Here is an 18,039-nt window from a genome sequence, read left to right on the forward strand (position 1 = left end):
CAAATAAAGTGCGCAATCTACATGCATTGTTTTTTGCTTGGGTGCTATAATACTCCTGCTTTCAACAGATCTTGGAAATTAATTAATCCAATTGGGTGATCTTCTTCATCAACTATTGGTAAATCATTAATCTCTTTATCCTGCATAATCTTTAGTGCTTCTGCTGCTAATTTATCGCTGGTAATCCGGACGGGATCTTTAGTCATTAATTCTCGCACCGGTCGGGTTAATAAATCAGCTGATTTCTCTAACTGACGTCTGATATCACCATCAGCTATAATCCCTACTAATTCCTCTGACTCATCAACTACACTCGCTGCTCCCATCCGCGTAGAAGTCATCTTAAATAAGGTTTCTTTTAAAGTAGTCTCTTGGTCCACTACTGGATTTCGCTCTCGAACATGCATTACATCATCAACAGTCAACAATAATCTCTTACCTAAACTACCGCCGGGATGATATAAAGCAAAATCCTCTGGTTCAAAGTCCCGCACTGCTACTAAAGCCATAGCTAAAGAATCTCCTAAAGCTAAAGCAGCTGTTGTACTAGCCGTCGGGGCCAAATCCATCGGGCATGCTTCTTCTTTGACACCACTATCTAATACATAATCAGCATTTTCAGCCATAGTGGAATCTAAACTACCAGTAATCGCAATAATTTGCGCTCCAATACGCTTGACTACAGGAAGTATATTTAACACTTCATCTGTTTCCCCACTATTAGAGATAGCAATTACGATATCTTCTTCTTGCACCATTCCTAAATCACCATGAATTGCTTCAGCAGGATGGAGAAAGAAAGAAGGAGTGCCCGTACTTGATAAAGTTGCAGCCAACTTTTCAGCAATAAAACCAGATTTGCCCATCCCCGTCATTACAATGCGACCTGAGCAATCTAGAATAGCATGTACTATCTCTACGAATGTATCGTCAACAGAGCGTTTTAAACTACTAACCGCCTGTGCTTCTATATCTAAGACTTGTTGGCCCTGTTTTTTAATCTGTTCTGCATCTAAGCGATTCAAATTATATCAACCCCTTTTACTACCTTTTCACTATCTTATCTATTTCTTGTGCCTGCTTTAAAATTCCTTTTAAATCTTCTACTCGTACCATATTTGGCCCATCACATAAGGCGTCATCCGGACAATCATGCACTTCCATAAATAAGGCATCAACACCTGCACCTACTGCTGCCCGAGTTAGATACGGTACATATTCTCGTTCCCCTGCAGAAGAATCACCATCTCCACCAGGTAACTGTACACTGTGCGTAGCATCAAACACAGCTGGATAACCAGTCTCTCTCATTCGTGGTAAAGAACGCATATCTACTACTAGATTATTATAACCAAAAGAAGCACCACGTTCAGTTAATAGAATTCTTTCGTTCCCTGTACTTTCAAGTTTTTCTACTACCTGATCAATATCCCACGGTGCTAAGAACTGTCCTTTTTTCACATTTACTACCTTCCCAGTTTCTCCCACTGCTGTTACTAAATCAGTCTGGCGTGATAAGAAAGCAGGAATCTGAATCATATCTACTACTTCTCCAGCAATCTTAGCCTGTTCTTCAGTATGCACATCAGTTAAAACCGGTACTCCTACTTCATCTTTAACTCGCTTTAGGATCTCTAAACCTCGTTCTAAACCAGGTCCACGATAGGAATCAATCGAAGATCGATTTGCTTTATCATACGAAGATTTAAACACATAAGGAATTCCTAATTCATCCGTAATCTTCTTTATCTTTTTAGCCATTGTAATTACATGTTCTTCACTTTCAATCACACAAGGTCCTGACAACAGTACAAATGGATGTCCTGCCCCAAATTTGACGTCTTCATTTAATACAACTTCTTTTACCATAATAAACACCCCTTTTTAATTGATAATTGTCAATTGATAATGGACAATTAAGTTCAAGAACGTACAATCAAAATCAAAACCTAGACTTGGCAGTGCCAAGTCTCTACATTATCGTTTCTTGTTTTTTATTTTTTTAATTGTCAATTATCCATTCTCAATTCTCAATTGCTTTTAATTTTTCGCCTTACCTTTTCCAGGTCTTCTTCCGTATCAACACCAACTACTTGATGTTCGGTCTCTACTACTTTTATTTTATAACCATTTTCCAATACTCGCAATTGTTCTAGCGATTCTTTTTTCTCTAACGGTGTCGGTTCTAAATTTGTATACTCTAATAGAAACTTTCTGCGATAAACATATAAGCCGATATGTTTATAAAAAGTAATCTCTTCTTCAGTCCGTGGATAAGGTACTAAAGAACGTGAAAAATAAAGCGCAAAATCATCTTTATCAGTTATTACCTTAACCGAATTAGGGTCTTCTAATTCCGCTTTATCTGTAATTTCATGTTTTAAAGTACTCATTTTAACTGTAGTATCATCTAGCAAAGGTTGCACTGCTTGATCAATCATTTTAGGATTTAACAGTGGTTCATCGCCCTGCACATTAACAATTATATCAGAATCTAAATCTTGAGCTACCTCAGCTAATCTATCTGTTCCAGTACTATGTTCTTTAGAAGTCATTTCGACTCGACCACCAAAAGATTCTACCTCTTGGTAGACACGTTGGTCATCAGTTGCTACAATCACTTGGTCTAAATTTTCTGCTTTTCTAACTTGTTCATAGACTCGCTGAATCATTGTCTTACCGCAAATATCTTTTAATACCTTACCCGGTAATCTACTCGAAGCATAACGGGCAGGGATAATGGCTGTTACCTTCATTTTGAAGCCTCCTCTAATTCATCTAACACAGAATCCCAAGTCTCTGCTCCTTCTAAAATCTCCAACTCAATTCCTAAAGCCTGCACATCAATATCAACATTATTTAGTTCAATTAAATCATTATCCATACTAACTGCATCTTTTTCAGTCGTAATGATTTTGTCCACATTGTGGACTGTAGCCAAAGTAAAGAGACGGTTTATTTCGTCTTCATTATAGCTGTGATGATCTTGATAGCGCATCTTCTTAACAATATTAGCCCCTAATTCTTCTAAGGTCATCTCAAAAGAACGAGGGTTGCCAATTCCCGATACAGCCATAACACGGCTACCTTGAACATCTATGGCCTGACATTGATTAGAAGTTACATTTCTTAAATAAGTTGGTTGATGTTTAGTACTGATAATTTTCAGCTTAGATTTAATTTCTTTAATTTGAGCTTTGATTTTAGCTAACTTCTCTTCCTCAACTTGGTCTGCTCTAGTGATAATTACTGTATCTGCTCTCTCTAAACTAGATAATGGTTCACGCAACAATCCTCCCGGTAATAATTCTCCTTCTCCAAAAGGATGAACTGCATCAATTGCTACTATATCATAATCTCTCTCAACTTGCCAATGTTGAAATCCATCATCTAAAATAATAAAATCAGGCTTAAACCTGGCCCAAGCATACTTCCCTGTTTTCTGACGTTTAGAGCCTACTATCACTGGAATCGAATCTAAAAACCGAGCTAATAAATAAGGCTCATCTCCTGCTTCATCAGGAGACATAGTAATCGAGTTACCATCTGAGACTACTCCTATTTCATCATCAAAATCACCTTTGTAACCACGACTTAAAATCACTGAATTATATCCTGCTGCTTCTAAATCTAGCGCCAGCTTTTTGACAGTAGGTGTTTTACCAGTACCTCCTACAGTTATATTACCAACACTAATTACTGTACAGTCTAAAGACTTTCCTTCTTTAATTCCCCAATCATAACTTTTTCTTCTAATATAAACTGTAATCCGATAAATCTTAGCCAAAATAGTTAACACTATTAAAATCAAGCCTGGTATTAACCCAGTTTTCTCTTTTCTAATTACTTGTACTAAATACTCTTCTATATCCATTACTCATCACCTATGACCTCTTCTGCCCTGTTGATTGTTTGATTAATTTTGTCTCTAATTAGATCTTGATAGTAATCAACATCCTCAGCATTCTCAGGGGCAATAGTTATTCCTTCTCCAAATACCAAAGCAGCTTTAGTAAATGGAGCAGGTAGTTTAAATCTATCCCAACTGTTAAATACCTTCTGCGTCTTAAAAGCCACTCCCAGCGGGATAATGATACTATCAGTCTTTTTAGCCAAATAATAAATTCCAGCCTTCACCTGCCGCCGCGGTCCCGTCGGACCATCAGTCGTAATCGCTACTTCTTTACCCTGGCGTAACTTCTTAATCAACCGCAGTAAAGAACGAGTTCCACCCCGACTTGTCGAACCTCTAACTACTTCCCAATCCATTTTATCTAGAACACCAGTTATATATTCACCATCACGACTTTCACTAGCTAAAGTAACACAATCTCTAGTCCGTAAATAATAAATCGGCAGCCATAAATGTTCATGCCACACCGCAAAAATAATATTCTTTCCCGCTGCTTTCAGCTCTGCTAATTTAGCTTCATTCTCTACTGTTAAATTTAAAGAACGGTTAGTTAGCTGCGATAACCAATAAGCTAACTCCGAAATAAAGAATTGCTTCATCTTCTGCATCGAATCACCACCTATATTAGCTGTAGGCTATGTGCTAGCCCACAGCTCAAAGCTCCATACTTTTCTCTTTTCTTGTCACTGCTTCACTATTTACTCTTTAATCTTTACTGATTACTGTTTCACTGCTTCACTGTTCTTACTGTTTTTTTCTTGTTACTCTTTTCTTTTCTTGTCTCTCTTTACTCTTTTCTTGTCTCTCTTTACTCTTTACTGCCTTTAAGTTGTACTTCATATAAATCACTATAGACACCATCATATTCTAATAACTCATCATGTGTTCCTTGTTCAACAATCTGTCCTTCTTCCATAACTACAATTCGGTCAGCATTCAATACTGTTGACAATCTGTGCGCAATGACAAAAGTAGTTCTGTTCTCCATTAATCGCTCTAATGCTTCTTGAACTAAGGCCTCAGATTCAGTATCTAAGGAAGAAGTAGCCTCGTCTAAGATTAAGATTTCTGGATCCTTTAAGATTGCACGAGCAATAGCAATTCTTTGCTTTTGTCCTCCAGATAAACCTGCTCCTCTTTCGCCTAGCTCAGTATCATAACCATCTTCAAAGTTCATAATAAAGTCATGAGCATTAGCAGCTTTAGCCGCAGCAATTACTTCATCACGACTAGCATCTAAATCACCATAGAGGATATTATCTTCAATAGTACCGCCAAAGAGAATAGTTTCTTGTGGTACTATACCCATCTTAGATCGTAAAGAATCAACATTATAGTCTTTAATATCAATATCATCTAAATAGATCTGTCCGTGGTCAGGGTCATAAAAACGAGGGATTAAGTTAACTAAAGTAGACTTTCCAGCCCCACTATGACCTACTAAAGCAATCATTTGACCAGGGTCAACTTCTAAATTGATATTATCAAGGGCCAACTCATCGTCATCATAGCTAAAGCTGACTTCTTCTAACTCAATAGTCCCCTCTACATCCTCTAATTCCTGCGCTTGCGGAGAATTTTGAATTGAGGGTTGAATATCAATGATTTCAAAAATTCTCTCTGCTGCAGACATAGCCCGCTGAATAGTTCCTGATAACTTCGTTAAGGACTTAAGAGGATTGGTAATATATAATAATAAGGTGAAAAATCCTGTCAGTTCACCAGTTGTCATATGTCCTTTAATTACATCTAAGCCACCATACCACAGCACAACTAAAAAAGACATTGCTGCTAAAAACTCAGTTACCGGCGTCAAAGTAGCATTTAGCTGCGAGTTCTTTAAATTGGCCCGGAAGTTAGCTTTATTCTGTTCTTGAAAACGTTCATACTCATATTCCTCGCGACCAAAAGACTTCACAACTCGAATTCCACTAATTGTCTCTTGTAAAATATCAGACACATTAGCTACTTTTACCTGCGCCCTCTTACTCACCTTTCTAATCTTACGATTGAACTTATCAACTACAAAACCAATCACCGGAAAGATTACAAAAGCAATTAAGGTTAAACGCCAATTATCATAAAATAACTTTCCAATTCCTAAAGCTAAAACAAAAGACTTACTGAATACTCCTACAGCTCCAGAGACTATTGCCCCTTGGATAATTCCCACATCATTCGTTGCCCGAGACATAATTTCTCCCGTTTTATTTTGCGAATAAAACTCTAGGGATAGACTCTGTAAGTGGCCGTATAAATCAGCCCGCAAGTCTTTAATTGCATTTTGTGATACAAAAGCAGTTAAATACTTCTGTCCATACTGAAATAAAGCACGAAATAAGAATAATAAAAATAATCCAAGTATAATAGTAGTTAATTTATCAGTCCCTGCTGCTGCACCAGATTGTTTTGCTTCCGTAATCACTGTATCAATAAATTTCCCGAATTCATCGAAAAAGAAAACCGACAAAGCAGCATTCCCAATCATACAAATTACTGCTAATACCAATCGTCCTTTATAAGGGCTTAAATACTTTAATATTCGTTTAGCTAATTTCACTCTGAATCCCTCCTGTCTGCAAAACCAGATTTGCAACTCGATTAACTGCTCCACCAGATCCTAATTTATCTCTTACTATCTCCAATTTTTCTGCTATTTCCCGTTGACGACTAGGAGAATCTAAAATAGTTAATGCTTCTTCTGCTATTGTTTGGCCATTAGCTTCAGACTGTAATAACTCAGGTACAATCTCTTCTTCAGCAATAATATTAGGTAGTCCTACATGAGGAATTCTCACTAATAACTTGCTCAATCCATAACTCAACCACGAAGTCTTATAAATAATCACCATCGGCGTCTGAAAGAATGCCGCCTCTAAAGTAGCAGTACCAGAAGTTGATAATAACAAATCAGCTGTATCCATTACTTCATATGAATGAGCTGCAATCAACTTCACATCTACTTCATAATTTTTTACTCTTTCAGCAATCGCAGATTGAGCAATAGTCTCTGCTACCGGTAGTAAAAATTGGGCTTGAGGATATTTTTTTCTAATTAACTCCGCTGCTTCCAACATCGGGGCCAATAAAGAATCAATCTCTTGTTTTCTACTACCAGGTAGTAAGCCAATCGTAATTTTTTCATCAGCAATATCAAATTCATCTCTAAATTCAGGTGGTGACAACTCCGTTTCAACCATATCTACTAGGGGGTGACCTACAAATTCTACATCTGCTCCTACTTCTTGATATACATCTCGTTCCATGGGGAAGACTGATGCAATCTTGGCTCCGTACTTGGCCATCCTCTTGGCCCGCCATTTGCCCCACACCCAAGCTGAAGGAGCAAAATAATTGACTGTAGGTATATCTAATTTAGCAGTCCGCTTAGCCATTTTCATATTAAATCCCGAAAAGTCAACTAAGAAAGCAGCATCAGGTTCACGCTCTTGAGCAGCAGTCTCTAATTTATTCAAAACCTTATACATCAATCCTAAGTGCTTAATCGACTCCCAAAAGCCAATTACACTTAAATCAGTCGGATCATAGAGAATATCAACCCCAGCTTCAGCCATCTGCTGTCCACCCATACCAAAAAACTCAAGCTCAGGATTTAACTCTTTCATCCGCCGAATCACCTTCGCTGCATGCATATCACCTGATGCTTCACCGGCTACTACTAGTATCTTGCTCATCAATCCACCCCCAACTAAATTAATAATTAAACTGTTTCACTGTTCTTACTTTTCACTCTTTACTGTTTACTCTTTACTGTTTAATGCCTTTATCGCAATTCCGGCTTCATTTGCTTTGGCAATTACTTGCTCTTGATTAACAATAAAGGTCTTATCTGCTTCAATAACTAATCCCTTCGCATCTACCTCAATTAAATTCTCTATCGTCTGTAGTCCTACTGTTGGAATATCAAAACGAAAATCCTGCTGCGGTTTACTTACTTTTGCTGCTACAACTTCTTGACCTAATTTCCCACCGCGTAAGATAGCCTCATCAGTACCTTCAATCGCTTCTACAGCCATAACTGCTTGGTCTTTAACAACAACAGTTTGACCAATATCTAAACCACCAATTTCTTTAGCCATTTGAAAACCATATTCCATGTCTTCAAGTACTGCTTCACTCGGCTCAACAGTAGTTAATAAACCTTCATCGACAAAAAACTGCTGCATGAACTTAGTCTGGTCACTAACTTCAATACCTTCCTCCTGCAATTCATTAACAATTGCCAACATAATCGCATCATCATTTTTTTCAGGTAACTGAGCTAATAATTTTTTAAAACGTTGGTCTAATTCAATTCCTTGAAACAAAAGTTCTTTAGTTACTTTGCCTAATAAAACAACTTCTGAAATTTCTTCATCTTGTAAATAATTAATGATTTTATCCAGTTGACCAACTTCTATTTTCTCAGTACCAGGTACAATTTCTTTTAATTTATCAGTTTTAGCATCAGGAGTCACAGTAATAGCAGTTAAATCTAATCCTGCTTGTTGAGCTCCTTGAGCAAATAAAATTGGTAACTCTCCATCTCCCGCTATTAATCCTAACTTTTCAGTCATTAGTTTTCCCCTCCAACAAACTTTCTATAAGTTTAAAGCTAGAAGCTAGTAGCTAATAGCTAGTAGTGAAAACATAAAATCAAAAATAAACAACATCGAAATAACACAATCAAATAAAAAACTTCAAAATAGTACAATCCCTGCTCCCACTATTAAAGTAAGACTGCCTTGGATTGAGATAAAATTCTTTCGCAGCGTCTTCAAATTTAGTTTGTTAATGAGTCTTAATCTATAATACTTCACTTTATAAATCAACAATGAAATAGTACAGTCCCTGCCCCCACTATTAAAGTAAGACTGCCTTGGATTGCCAAGCAAGTTTTTCGCAGTGATATTAAATTTAGGTTATTGATGAGTCTTAATGAAGTAAACTTAAAATAAATTTCGATTTGCTTAATCGTCAAATTAGATTAAGCAAAATTTATTTTAAGTTTATGAATTTTAGACGAATTAACCTAAATTTTCAAACGAAGAATTACTTGCTTGGCAATCCCGCCAGCTACACTTTATAGACACCTATTTGCATATCCCTCGCTGAGCATTACGCAAGAATCTTAAGAAATGCTCTACCATTTCACTATTATCTAATTCTTGGTCCATCTTTTCAATTGCTTCCGATACATTTAAGTTAGAACGATATAAAATTCGATAAGCTTCTTTTATCTTTTGTCTCACATCAGGTTCAATATCATTTCTTCTTAAGCCTACAGCATTAATTCCATTAGTGGAGGCTGGATGACCATCTACTAATACATATGGTGGCACATCTTTAACAACTTTAGAATCTCCACCAACCATAGCCATCTTACCAATTCTCACGAATTGATGCACTCCTACTAAACCACCAATTACTACTGAATCTTCAACTTCTACATGACCTGCTAAAGCAGCAGAGTTAGCCATTACAATATCATTAGCTACTTGACAATCATGAGCTACATGACTATAAGCCATAAATAAATTACCATTACCGATCTTTGTAACACTACCGCCTTCTTCAGTTCCGCGGTGAATAGTTGTAAATTCACGGAAAGTATTATTATCTCCAATTTCTAAGAAACTCTTTTCTCCTTGGAACTTCAAGTCTTGAGGTTCTTGACCAATTGAAGCACTATTAAAGATTTCATTATTTTCACCAATCGTAGTCCAACCTTTAATCACAGCATGAGGGCCAACCTCAGTCCCATCGCCAATTTTCACATTTTCTCCAATAATTGCATACGGACCGATCTTAACATCTTTGCCAATTTCCGCATCAGGGTGTACTACAGCAGTATCATGAACTTCTTTTAACCGCACTACATTATCTTGTTTTTTGCTCATTATCGTTTAACTCCTCTCCGTTATTTATCTTGAATAAAGCAGGTTAATTTACCATCAGCTACTATCTCATCTTCAACATAAGCTGTAGCCGCTACTTTACCCATCCGCCCTCTTAGTCTTAAGATTTCAACTTCCATTCTTAATTGATCACCTGGTTTAACTGGCTTTCTAAATCTTGCGTCTTCTACTTTAGCAAAATAAGGTACTTTATCTTCAGGTTCTTCTACCGTCTGCAGTAACCCAATTCCTGCTACCTGGGCCATTGCTTCTACAATTAATACTCCCGGCATAATTGGATGATCGGGGAAATGTCCTTCAAAGAATCTTTCATTAGCAGTTACATTCTTAATTGCAACTATCTTATCATCTGGATCAGCCTGCAGCACTCGGTCTACTAATAACATAGGATACCTATGTGGTAAAATCTCTTTTATCTCATCAATGTCCATCATTTTTCAATTCCTCCCTAATAATTTCTTTTTTAATTTTTTAGCTAATTTCGAATTAAGGGTATGCCCTGATCTAACAGCAATAATATGCCCTTTAAATGATGGGGCTAACATCATATCACCAATTAAATCTAGCACCTTATGGCGGGCAAATTCATCTTCAAAACGTAATTTATTAATTGGCCCATCATCATCAACTAAGACTGCATTATCAAGACTGCCTCCTAAAGCTAAGCCAGCTTTCTGTAATTTCTCCACCTCATGAGCAAAACCAAAAGTTCGAGCTGGAGCGACTAATTCTTGATAATTCTCTTGGGCTGCATTATATTCAAAAAATTGATCTGGGATTGATTCGTGGTCCCCCACAAAAGTATAACTGATTTTAAAATCTTCATCCGGCAATACAGTTAAATACTGATCACCTTCTTTAACATAAATTGCTTCATCTAATTGATATATTTCTTTAGCAGCATATTGTTCTGCAATACCTGCCTCCATAAATAAATCATAAAATACTTTACCACTTCCATCAGTAACTGGAGGCTCATTAGCATCTATTTCAACTAATAAATTATCTATTTCTAAAATATTAATTACCGATAAAAAATGTTCTACAGTATTGATATCCGCTTCCTGACTCCCAATAGTAGTACAGCGATTTGTTGAAGTAATATTATCAACATCTGCTTTAATCTCAGGTTCACCATCTAAATCAATTCTCTTAAAAATAATACCCTGCTTAGGAGGAAGAGGATAACAAGTAATAGTCACATTTTGACCTGTATGAAGTCCAATACCAGTATAACTAAATTTCTGTTTGATTGTATGCTGCATTCTTTCCAAGCAGATCCCTCCTTTCACTCATCTAACTTCGATAATAGTCTAATAACTGTTTGTATTTTTGCCCTAATTGAGACTGCGGTTGAGAGAATATCTCTTCTGGATGACCTTGTTCTACAATCTGTCCTTGGTCTAATAATAGAATCAAATCAGCTACTTTTAAAGCAAAAGCAACTTGATGTGTCACAATAATTACAATTCTCTGGTCTTGAGTCTTAGTTAGATCTTCAATCACATCTAATACTTCTTTAACTAAAATAGGGTCTAAAGAAGCAGTGGGCTCATCTAATAATAACAAATTAGGCTCTATAATTAAAGCCCGGGCAATACCTACTCGCTGTTTTTGTCCTCCACTTAAATTAGCAGGATAGTCATTCTTTCTCTCTGCTAATTGCACCTGTTCTAATACCTGCTGCGCTCTAGTTACAATTTCTTGACGTACTAAGTCACTCTTGATCAGCGGCAGCATCACATTTTCTTCGACAGTTAAGTGCTCTATTAAATTAAAATTTTGAAAAACAAAAGCAATTTTTTCTCTCAACTTTAATAACTGCTCAGTATTTAATTCTAACACAGAAATGCCATTTAATAAAATTTTTCCTCCATCAGGTTCAGTTAAACGATTCAAACAACGAATAGTAGTTGACTTGCCACAGCCGCTAGGACCCATAATTACAACGGTTTGTCCTGCTTGGGCATCAAAAGTAATCCCCCGCAACACCTGACGGGAGTCATAACTTTTAGTTAAATTAATAACTTTTAACATAACTCCTCCAATTTAAAAATAAGTTTGACGCTGATTTAATATTTTTAACAGCCCCGGCTTAGCGGCTGGAATAATAATTTGGCGCATTATTTGAGCATAATTAAAGCCAAAAGCTTCTCCAGCTTTAAACTCTGCCTTAGCAAAATCATTAATCACTGCTGCTTCTTTAAAAATAATCAAACCCAGTCCTACCCCTACTAATATGCTGCTCCACCAGGGTAAATAAGGACTCTCTATTCCAGTCAAATAGCAGATACTACTTAAGGTTATTACTGCCATAGTTAAACTATAATAAAAAGCTGGATTAGAATAGAAAATTTTCTCTGTATTTAATTCCTGCAGTGAAGTAATAATTAAACCATGGTCAAATAATAAAGATAAACTAGTACATAACAAAGCTGTGACCACTGTTAAAACTATTTTTACTTCACTCAAAATTTGATAGATTTGATTCCGCAAATTAGGTACAATTATTCCTACAGGAGAATCATAAAAACTAATTTGCTGGGGAATCATTGTTTTAATTTCTTCTTTAATCACTTTTAAGTCCACATTTTGAGCCGGCAACAGCAAAGAAATTTCAGCACCGGGAATTGCTCGTCCCGCTAAATAATGATCTAGTAAATCAATACTAGCAGTAATCTCTTCATCCTTTAGTTTAGGCAAAGACTGCTCAATATATTCTAACTGAGCCGTAATTCCCGCAAAATCTATTGCTCTCAGTTTGACTAACTGTTCTTTTACTGCAGCTAACTTTTCTTCACTAGCTGGCTGTCTAACTTGCTGCAAGCGAGTGATTAAATCTTTATTGCTCACAGCAGTTAATCTTTTAGCAAATTCTTGTGGTGACTCTTTTATTAATTTATCAATCACAGCATTAAAATCCTGCACATTTTTCTGCCAACTTTTAATTTCTTTTAATAATGGATTATAACGATTAATCTGATCTATAATTTCTTGCGTATTATCTACTACTTTAATCTTTAATTGTGCAATGTTTTCTGCTAATTGCTGCAAATTATTGTAGTAATTAGAACCTACTCTCAATTCAGCTTGAGCAGCATTAATTCTAGATTCTAATTGCGTTAATTCTACTCTTAAATCTAAAATTAAGTCTCGCATGAATTCTAATCTCGTAATAATTACAACTAACTGTTCAAGACGATGCTCTAAAGAATCTAAATTAGCTTTAATTTCTCTGCCATCAAGCTGCTCTATATTAGCAGTATAGCCAGCTAATTTCTGATTAAGAGTTTCTATCTCAGTGGTAGTCCCCTTTAATAATTGCAAAGTAGCAAAGAGCTCTTCTAAATTAGCTAAAATAGAGTCAGCATCATTGAAAATAGAACCTAACTGAGGGACTAATTTCTTCAATTCACTGACTAGATAATCTAATTTCTGACGCGGATTATTAATCTCTACTTTTCCCACAGCAGTAGTAGAGTCTGAATTGTAAACAAGATCTCCTACTGCAGCACTACTATCACCAGTTGTGATGACTGCTGTTGCTATCATATCATTTACATTACTAACCCGCAAGTCTATTTTTTTCTTGTCTTCAGCCGGGATTATCAATTTATCTCCTACTTCTATCTTTTGACCTGTAAACACTTTAATTTTAATAGTTGAAGCATAACTGCTTAAAAAACTTTTCATCTCTGTCATAGTTTTAGCTAAACTGCCAAGTTCACTAGAATTTAGTTCTGTTATATTCTTTACGGCTAGTCCATAATCATCTTTAAGCACTTTTTCTAATTTACTTCCCAACTGGACTAGATTATCAACTTCTTCTTTAATAGGAAATCTAATTCCTAACATTTGATAGTCATTTAAAAGAGTATTAATCTTCTCTTTCACTTGCGCAGTAAACTGCGCTTCATCAATAATTACTTCTAAACTATCACCATCAGGAAAAGTAAAAGCTACATGATCTAAGTCTGCTATCTTATCTTCTAGTAATTGACTAGCTTTATTTTTTAAGCCATTAATAGTTAACCGCGGCTCTGTCATCAACGAGGTAGTTGTAATCCCTTTAATATCATTAAAATAATCTTCCAGATTTAGAAATACAGCGCGTCGTTTATATTTCTTCCCTACAGAAATAAATAAATTACTCTTCCCTGCTAAATTAATCCCTGTACTCAACTTTGCTCCCGGGAGTTTCGTCTGTAGGACTTCTTTTATTTTCTCTACTGTCTCTTCTTTCTCTCGTTCATCTATAATTAAGAGTAAATCATTATTCTCATAATCACCAATTAAACTATCCACTGCATCACCAAAGTAATAATCACTAATAGTCCCTATTACTAATGAAAGTAATGTACCTAAAATAATAGTAACTAACAACAAAATTACCACATCTTTTATAAAATCCGATTTAAAAAGCAGCATTTTGTTCACTCCTGTCCGCAAGAATTATACAATAAGCACGAGACAGAGTAAACAAAATCCTGCTAGTAATTGATGTTATATTAAGGTTATTATTCCTCTACTTCAAATTCCATTTTAACTTGGCCGGTAGCATCAATACTACCAGTTTCTAAATCGACAACAATTCTATCACTTTGAATCCATTCATCTTCTTCTTTAATTTCAGCTTGCTCCGTAATAATCATCTCTTCATCATTAGCATTATACTCTAAAGCTTCACCACGAATCTCTTGACCTTTATAATCCATATGCACATTCTTTCTAGCCAACATATCATCACTTTCTAACCATAATTTAAGATATTCACTCGTTAAATGTAGTTCTTCACCAGCTTTAGTAGTATCCAACACTACATTATCTTGAGCTACTAATTGATCCTGGTCTAAATTAAGCTGAATCATATTACTTGTAATTGTTTCATTAGGCCGTTTAAGTTTAACATTCTCAGTGAAAATTAAAATATTATTCTCACTATACATTTTTAAGCGATTTGATGTAACATGATTCTCTTTATAATCAAGAGTCACATCTCCAATTGCAATTCTAATATTTTCTTTCTTTTTATACTTAACTCGATTAGCCTTTAATTTAGCTTCATTACTCTCTTTTTCTTCTGTAGTTTTATTATTATCTGTTTGTTGCTGGGCATAAATAGGGAATCCGAGGCTGAAACTTAGTAGTAGGATCAATAGTACAACTAATTTACTTTTCATCATTTTCAGCTCCCTCTACTTTAAAGGTCATCACTACATTACCAGTAAAATTAACAACTTGGGTTTCTAAATCCAAATTCATATTTTGAGCTGTTAATTCTCCATCTTCCATTTTGACTGTAACGCCCTCGTTAGTACTTAAATTCTTATTTTTTTCATCCCAAGTAAAGAAATCAGATCTCATTTCATCTCCTGCAACTTCTGCTAAATTAACATTGCCCTGTAGTTCAATATCTTTACTCTGTTCATAATAAATTATTTTATCAGCGTCAACTCGATATTTCAACTGATCATTAGAGTATAACTTACCTTCTTTTATATTTCGCAAAATAACTTTTACTTTTTCTTTATCATCTGTTTTAGGTTGAGTAATTGTTTCTGATTCAATATCCCATCTCTTCTCTCCATCACTATAACTAACTAACTGGGGTTTATTAACTTGGTATTGATAATTACCTACTTCATCTTCAGAATCAGATTCATTTTTATTTAAATTGATCTTTACTATTATACCTACAGTTAGGAGTAATAGAATCAAAAGAAGTAGATAAATCTTATTCTTCTTCAAGATCATCCAACATACCTCCTAGATCATCGTCAAACAACATCCCCTCTTCCTCATTAGTACCGAACTTAACTCTGCCTTGAGGGAAGGCAAGAATTTCGTACTGAAACCAGATCTCTTCTGAACTATAATCATAAGCTAATGAGACTCTACGACAGTGTAATCTCTTTTCTAAACTAATTTCTGCTTTATCCATCTCTTCGTCTTCAAAATCATAACTATTATTTAGTAATAAATGCCAACGCCATTCTTGAGGGCCAAACTTCCAATCCAGTCCGTTATCCCATTGTATCATTTTCGACTCATTTAAATCAAATTCAGCAGCAGTCTCATATTCTAGATTATTATACTCTACCTCCAAAGAAGTCACAGTCTTTTCAAATAACTGCTCATTTAAGTCATAAGCTAATACTGTGTCCCATTCGTAGTGTTCCTTAAACTCTAAATTTAATTCACTCTTTAACAATTCATATTCTTCATCTAAGACATCATAACCTGTTTCTACATAAAAACGGCTATCATCATCTCTCCATTCTAAACGCTCATCAATAGTATGCTCTTCATTTTTTTGAATAAATCTATCTGGAGCTTCTCCTGTACCATAATCATAATTGTGCGTAATTTTATTATTCCAATTTTCAAAAATCTTCGTATTCAAGACTAATCTACTCTCATGGAACCAGCGACTCTGTCCCGTACTATAATAATCCTGTTGGAACTGCTGATCTAGAATAATACTATTCTGCAGCGGAGCACTGATTACATCATAATAATCTAATTTGTAGTAGCCATTCTGTTCTTTATGGCCCCAACTACTAGCATATTTATTAGCTCCCCCTAAGGATACATCTAAATTATTTAGATATTGATTATCCCAAATTTCTCCCGGATATAACGTCATCTCGGCCTCCGGTAAATAATAATAACCAATGTCGCTATCTTGTTGGAACAATTTTGTAGTTAATTCCCAATCATAAAAGCTACGTCCTTTATCTTTACCAAGGATTAAAGAATGTAGATGGCCCGTCTTTTCATCATCAATTTCCTCTAAATAATTATCTTCAATTACACCTCGATCAAGTGGGTCATCATAAATATATTCATAATCAATATAGTGCTCTTCAGTAAAGTGCTTTTTAACCGCAAAATCCAAATCATACTCTTTAGGTATGCGATCGTTATCATCATAAAAATAACCCAAATCTAATTCTAAATCATCATTATAGTGTTCTTCACTTAACTGCCAATCATATTTAAGTTGGCCTTCATAATTACGTTCAATCTCATTACTATAATAATAACTAGAGCTATTTTGTTCAAAGCGGTGTTCTAAATCTAGTTCTAGCTCTTGATTATCAGTAATTTCTCCCTCAAAGTTGAGGTCGAAATCAGTTTTATGTTCATAGCTACTGCTTTTGTCATAATCAAAGTCTAATTCACTATCCCAATCTTGGAACTGATTATTCTGACTGAAATCAAAATCAATATTAGTCTCTTTTTCAGGATTAGTCCAATAATTACTCTCATGATCTTTATACTCAAGATTATAATTTCGGGTTATATTATGCCGTCTTAAATAACTATCAAGTTCAACTGTGACCCACGGTGAATAACTAGGATTTAATTTATCTTCTTCAGTATATAAATATAAGTAAGAGTGGTTATCTTCACGATAGCTGAAATAATGTTTAAACCCTAAAGCTAGACCAGTTCTTTGAAAATAGTCAAAATATAATTGACCTTGGTCTCCAGCTAGTCTATTTAAGAAATTGTTATCATAATTTTCATCTAAGAAATAATTATAGGTATTCTTTAAGAACCAACCCCTAGTCTCACTATGGCCTACTTGATGTTCTAAAATTTGGCTCTCATTCTTTAAAGAATAGATTAAAATTGGAGAATAGAGAATAGGGATTGTCCCATTAAACTCCCAAATGAAATTGTTATAAGCAATAATTTTATCCCCCGGATACACTACTATACTACTAGAAGTAATCTTATAATGCGGCACATCATAATCACAACTAGTTGATTTTACTTTATCTAATTCACTCTTATCTTCTCCATAATCTATTTTCGGAGTATTTAAATATAGTTCTCCATTGATACTTTTATCTGTAATCGTACTTTGGGCATCAATAAACAATCCTGAAGCTAATTTTAAATTATACTCAAATTCATCACTTTCCACTTCACCTTGTCCGTCTTTAACTCTCACATTCCCTGTCGCCTTTAACGTCTTTTTTGTCATATCAATTTCCATCTTATCAGCCCATAAATTAATCTCATCAGTTTTTAAATGAGCGTTACCTTCTGCTATAATAAAATTATCTTTTTTAAAATACTGTACATCATCTGCTTCCAAATTAACTTGTCCTGCTGCAAAAGAATTAACACTAAAGAACAAAACAAATACTGCCACCCAACCGAAATATTTAACTGCTTTAATTCTCCTCACCTCTT

General features: G+C 35.2%; 16 protein-coding genes. All 16 read right to left on the reverse strand.

The features are described from left to right. Positions 1-44: 44 nt before the first annotated feature. The gene (locus JOC47_RS08960) at positions 45-1,025 is read right to left on the reverse strand and encodes a KpsF/GutQ family sugar-phosphate isomerase (protein WP_204701737.1); all 981 of its coding nucleotides are present in this window, start codon (positions 1,023-1,025) and stop codon (positions 45-47) included. Between the two features lie 19 nt (positions 1,026-1,044). Then, positions 1,045-1,869, reverse strand: coding sequence for a 3-deoxy-8-phosphooctulonate synthase (gene kdsA, locus JOC47_RS08965; RefSeq protein WP_204701738.1), 825 nt, complete (start codon positions 1,867-1,869; stop codon positions 1,045-1,047). Positions 1,870-2,030: 161 nt separating this feature from the next. Continuing rightward, positions 2,031-2,756 carry a 3-deoxy-manno-octulosonate cytidylyltransferase gene (gene kdsB, locus JOC47_RS08970; protein ID WP_204701739.1) on the reverse strand — a complete coding sequence of 242 codons (726 nt, stop codon included), beginning with the start codon at positions 2,754-2,756 and terminating at the stop codon, positions 2,031-2,033. After that, positions 2,753-3,874: a tetraacyldisaccharide 4'-kinase gene (gene lpxK, locus JOC47_RS08975; RefSeq protein ID WP_204701740.1), complete on the reverse strand. Its 1,122-nt coding sequence runs from the start codon at positions 3,872-3,874 to the stop codon at positions 2,753-2,755. The genes kdsB and lpxK overlap by 4 nt, the downstream gene beginning before the upstream one ends. After that, a complete protein-coding gene (locus JOC47_RS08980) occupies positions 3,874-4,521 on the reverse strand; it encodes a lysophospholipid acyltransferase family protein (protein WP_239551032.1) in 648 nt (215 codons plus the stop codon). Before JOC47_RS08980 ends, lpxK begins: the two co-directional genes overlap by 1 nt. A 200-nt stretch (positions 4,522-4,721) precedes the next feature. Further along, positions 4,722-6,473 (reverse strand): ABC transporter transmembrane domain-containing protein, encoded by a 1,752-nt coding sequence (locus JOC47_RS08985; RefSeq protein ID WP_204701741.1) that lies wholly within the window; start codon positions 6,471-6,473, stop codon positions 4,722-4,724. Then, entirely contained in the window at positions 6,460-7,608 is a 1,149-nt protein-coding gene (lpxB, locus tag JOC47_RS08990) for a lipid-A-disaccharide synthase (RefSeq protein ID WP_204701742.1), read from the reverse strand. Before lpxB ends, JOC47_RS08985 begins: the two co-directional genes overlap by 14 nt. A gap of 66 nt (positions 7,609-7,674) precedes the next feature. Then, positions 7,675-8,490: an LpxI family protein gene (locus JOC47_RS08995; RefSeq protein WP_204701743.1), complete on the reverse strand. Its 816-nt coding sequence runs from the start codon at positions 8,488-8,490 to the stop codon at positions 7,675-7,677. 516 nt (positions 8,491-9,006) lie between these two features. After that, on the reverse strand, positions 9,007-9,813 hold the full coding sequence (gene lpxA, locus JOC47_RS09000) for an acyl-ACP--UDP-N-acetylglucosamine O-acyltransferase (protein WP_204701744.1): 807 nt from the start codon (positions 9,811-9,813) through the stop codon (positions 9,007-9,009). A 20-nt stretch (positions 9,814-9,833) separates the two neighbouring features. After that, the gene (fabZ, locus tag JOC47_RS09005; protein ID WP_239551033.1) at positions 9,834-10,265 is read right to left on the reverse strand and encodes a 3-hydroxyacyl-ACP dehydratase FabZ; all 432 of its coding nucleotides are present in this window, start codon (positions 10,263-10,265) and stop codon (positions 9,834-9,836) included. A 3-nt stretch (positions 10,266-10,268) separates the two neighbouring features. Next, the gene (gene lpxC / locus JOC47_RS09010; RefSeq protein ID WP_239551050.1) at positions 10,269-11,096 is read right to left on the reverse strand and encodes a UDP-3-O-acyl-N-acetylglucosamine deacetylase; all 828 of its coding nucleotides are present in this window, start codon (positions 11,094-11,096) and stop codon (positions 10,269-10,271) included. Between the two features lie 31 nt (positions 11,097-11,127). Next, on the reverse strand, positions 11,128-11,868 hold the full coding sequence (locus JOC47_RS09015; RefSeq protein ID WP_204701746.1) for an amino acid ABC transporter ATP-binding protein: 741 nt from the start codon (positions 11,866-11,868) through the stop codon (positions 11,128-11,130). Positions 11,869-11,880: 12 nt separating this feature from the next. Beyond that, positions 11,881-14,259 (reverse strand): hypothetical protein, encoded by a 2,379-nt coding sequence (locus JOC47_RS09020; protein ID WP_204701747.1) that lies wholly within the window; start codon positions 14,257-14,259, stop codon positions 11,881-11,883. Positions 14,260-14,348: 89 nt separating this feature from the next. Further along, positions 14,349-15,014 (reverse strand): LPS export ABC transporter periplasmic protein LptC, encoded by a 666-nt coding sequence (gene lptC / locus JOC47_RS09025; protein ID WP_204701748.1) that lies wholly within the window; start codon positions 15,012-15,014, stop codon positions 14,349-14,351. Then, positions 15,001-15,585 (reverse strand): LPS export ABC transporter periplasmic protein LptC, encoded by a 585-nt coding sequence (gene lptC, locus JOC47_RS09030; RefSeq protein WP_204701749.1) that lies wholly within the window; start codon positions 15,583-15,585, stop codon positions 15,001-15,003. The genes lptC (JOC47_RS09025) and lptC (JOC47_RS09030) overlap by 14 nt, the downstream gene beginning before the upstream one ends. After that, positions 15,566-18,034: an LptA/OstA family protein gene (locus tag JOC47_RS09035; protein ID WP_204701750.1), complete on the reverse strand. Its 2,469-nt coding sequence runs from the start codon at positions 18,032-18,034 to the stop codon at positions 15,566-15,568. The genes lptC (JOC47_RS09030) and JOC47_RS09035 overlap by 20 nt, the downstream gene beginning before the upstream one ends. Between the last annotated feature and the right edge of the window lie 5 nt (positions 18,035-18,039).

The sequence above is a fragment of the Halanaerobacter jeridensis genome (assembly GCF_016908315.1).
GTDB classification, from domain to species: domain Bacteria; phylum Bacillota; class Halanaerobiia; order Halobacteroidales; family Halobacteroidaceae; genus Halanaerobacter; species Halanaerobacter jeridensis.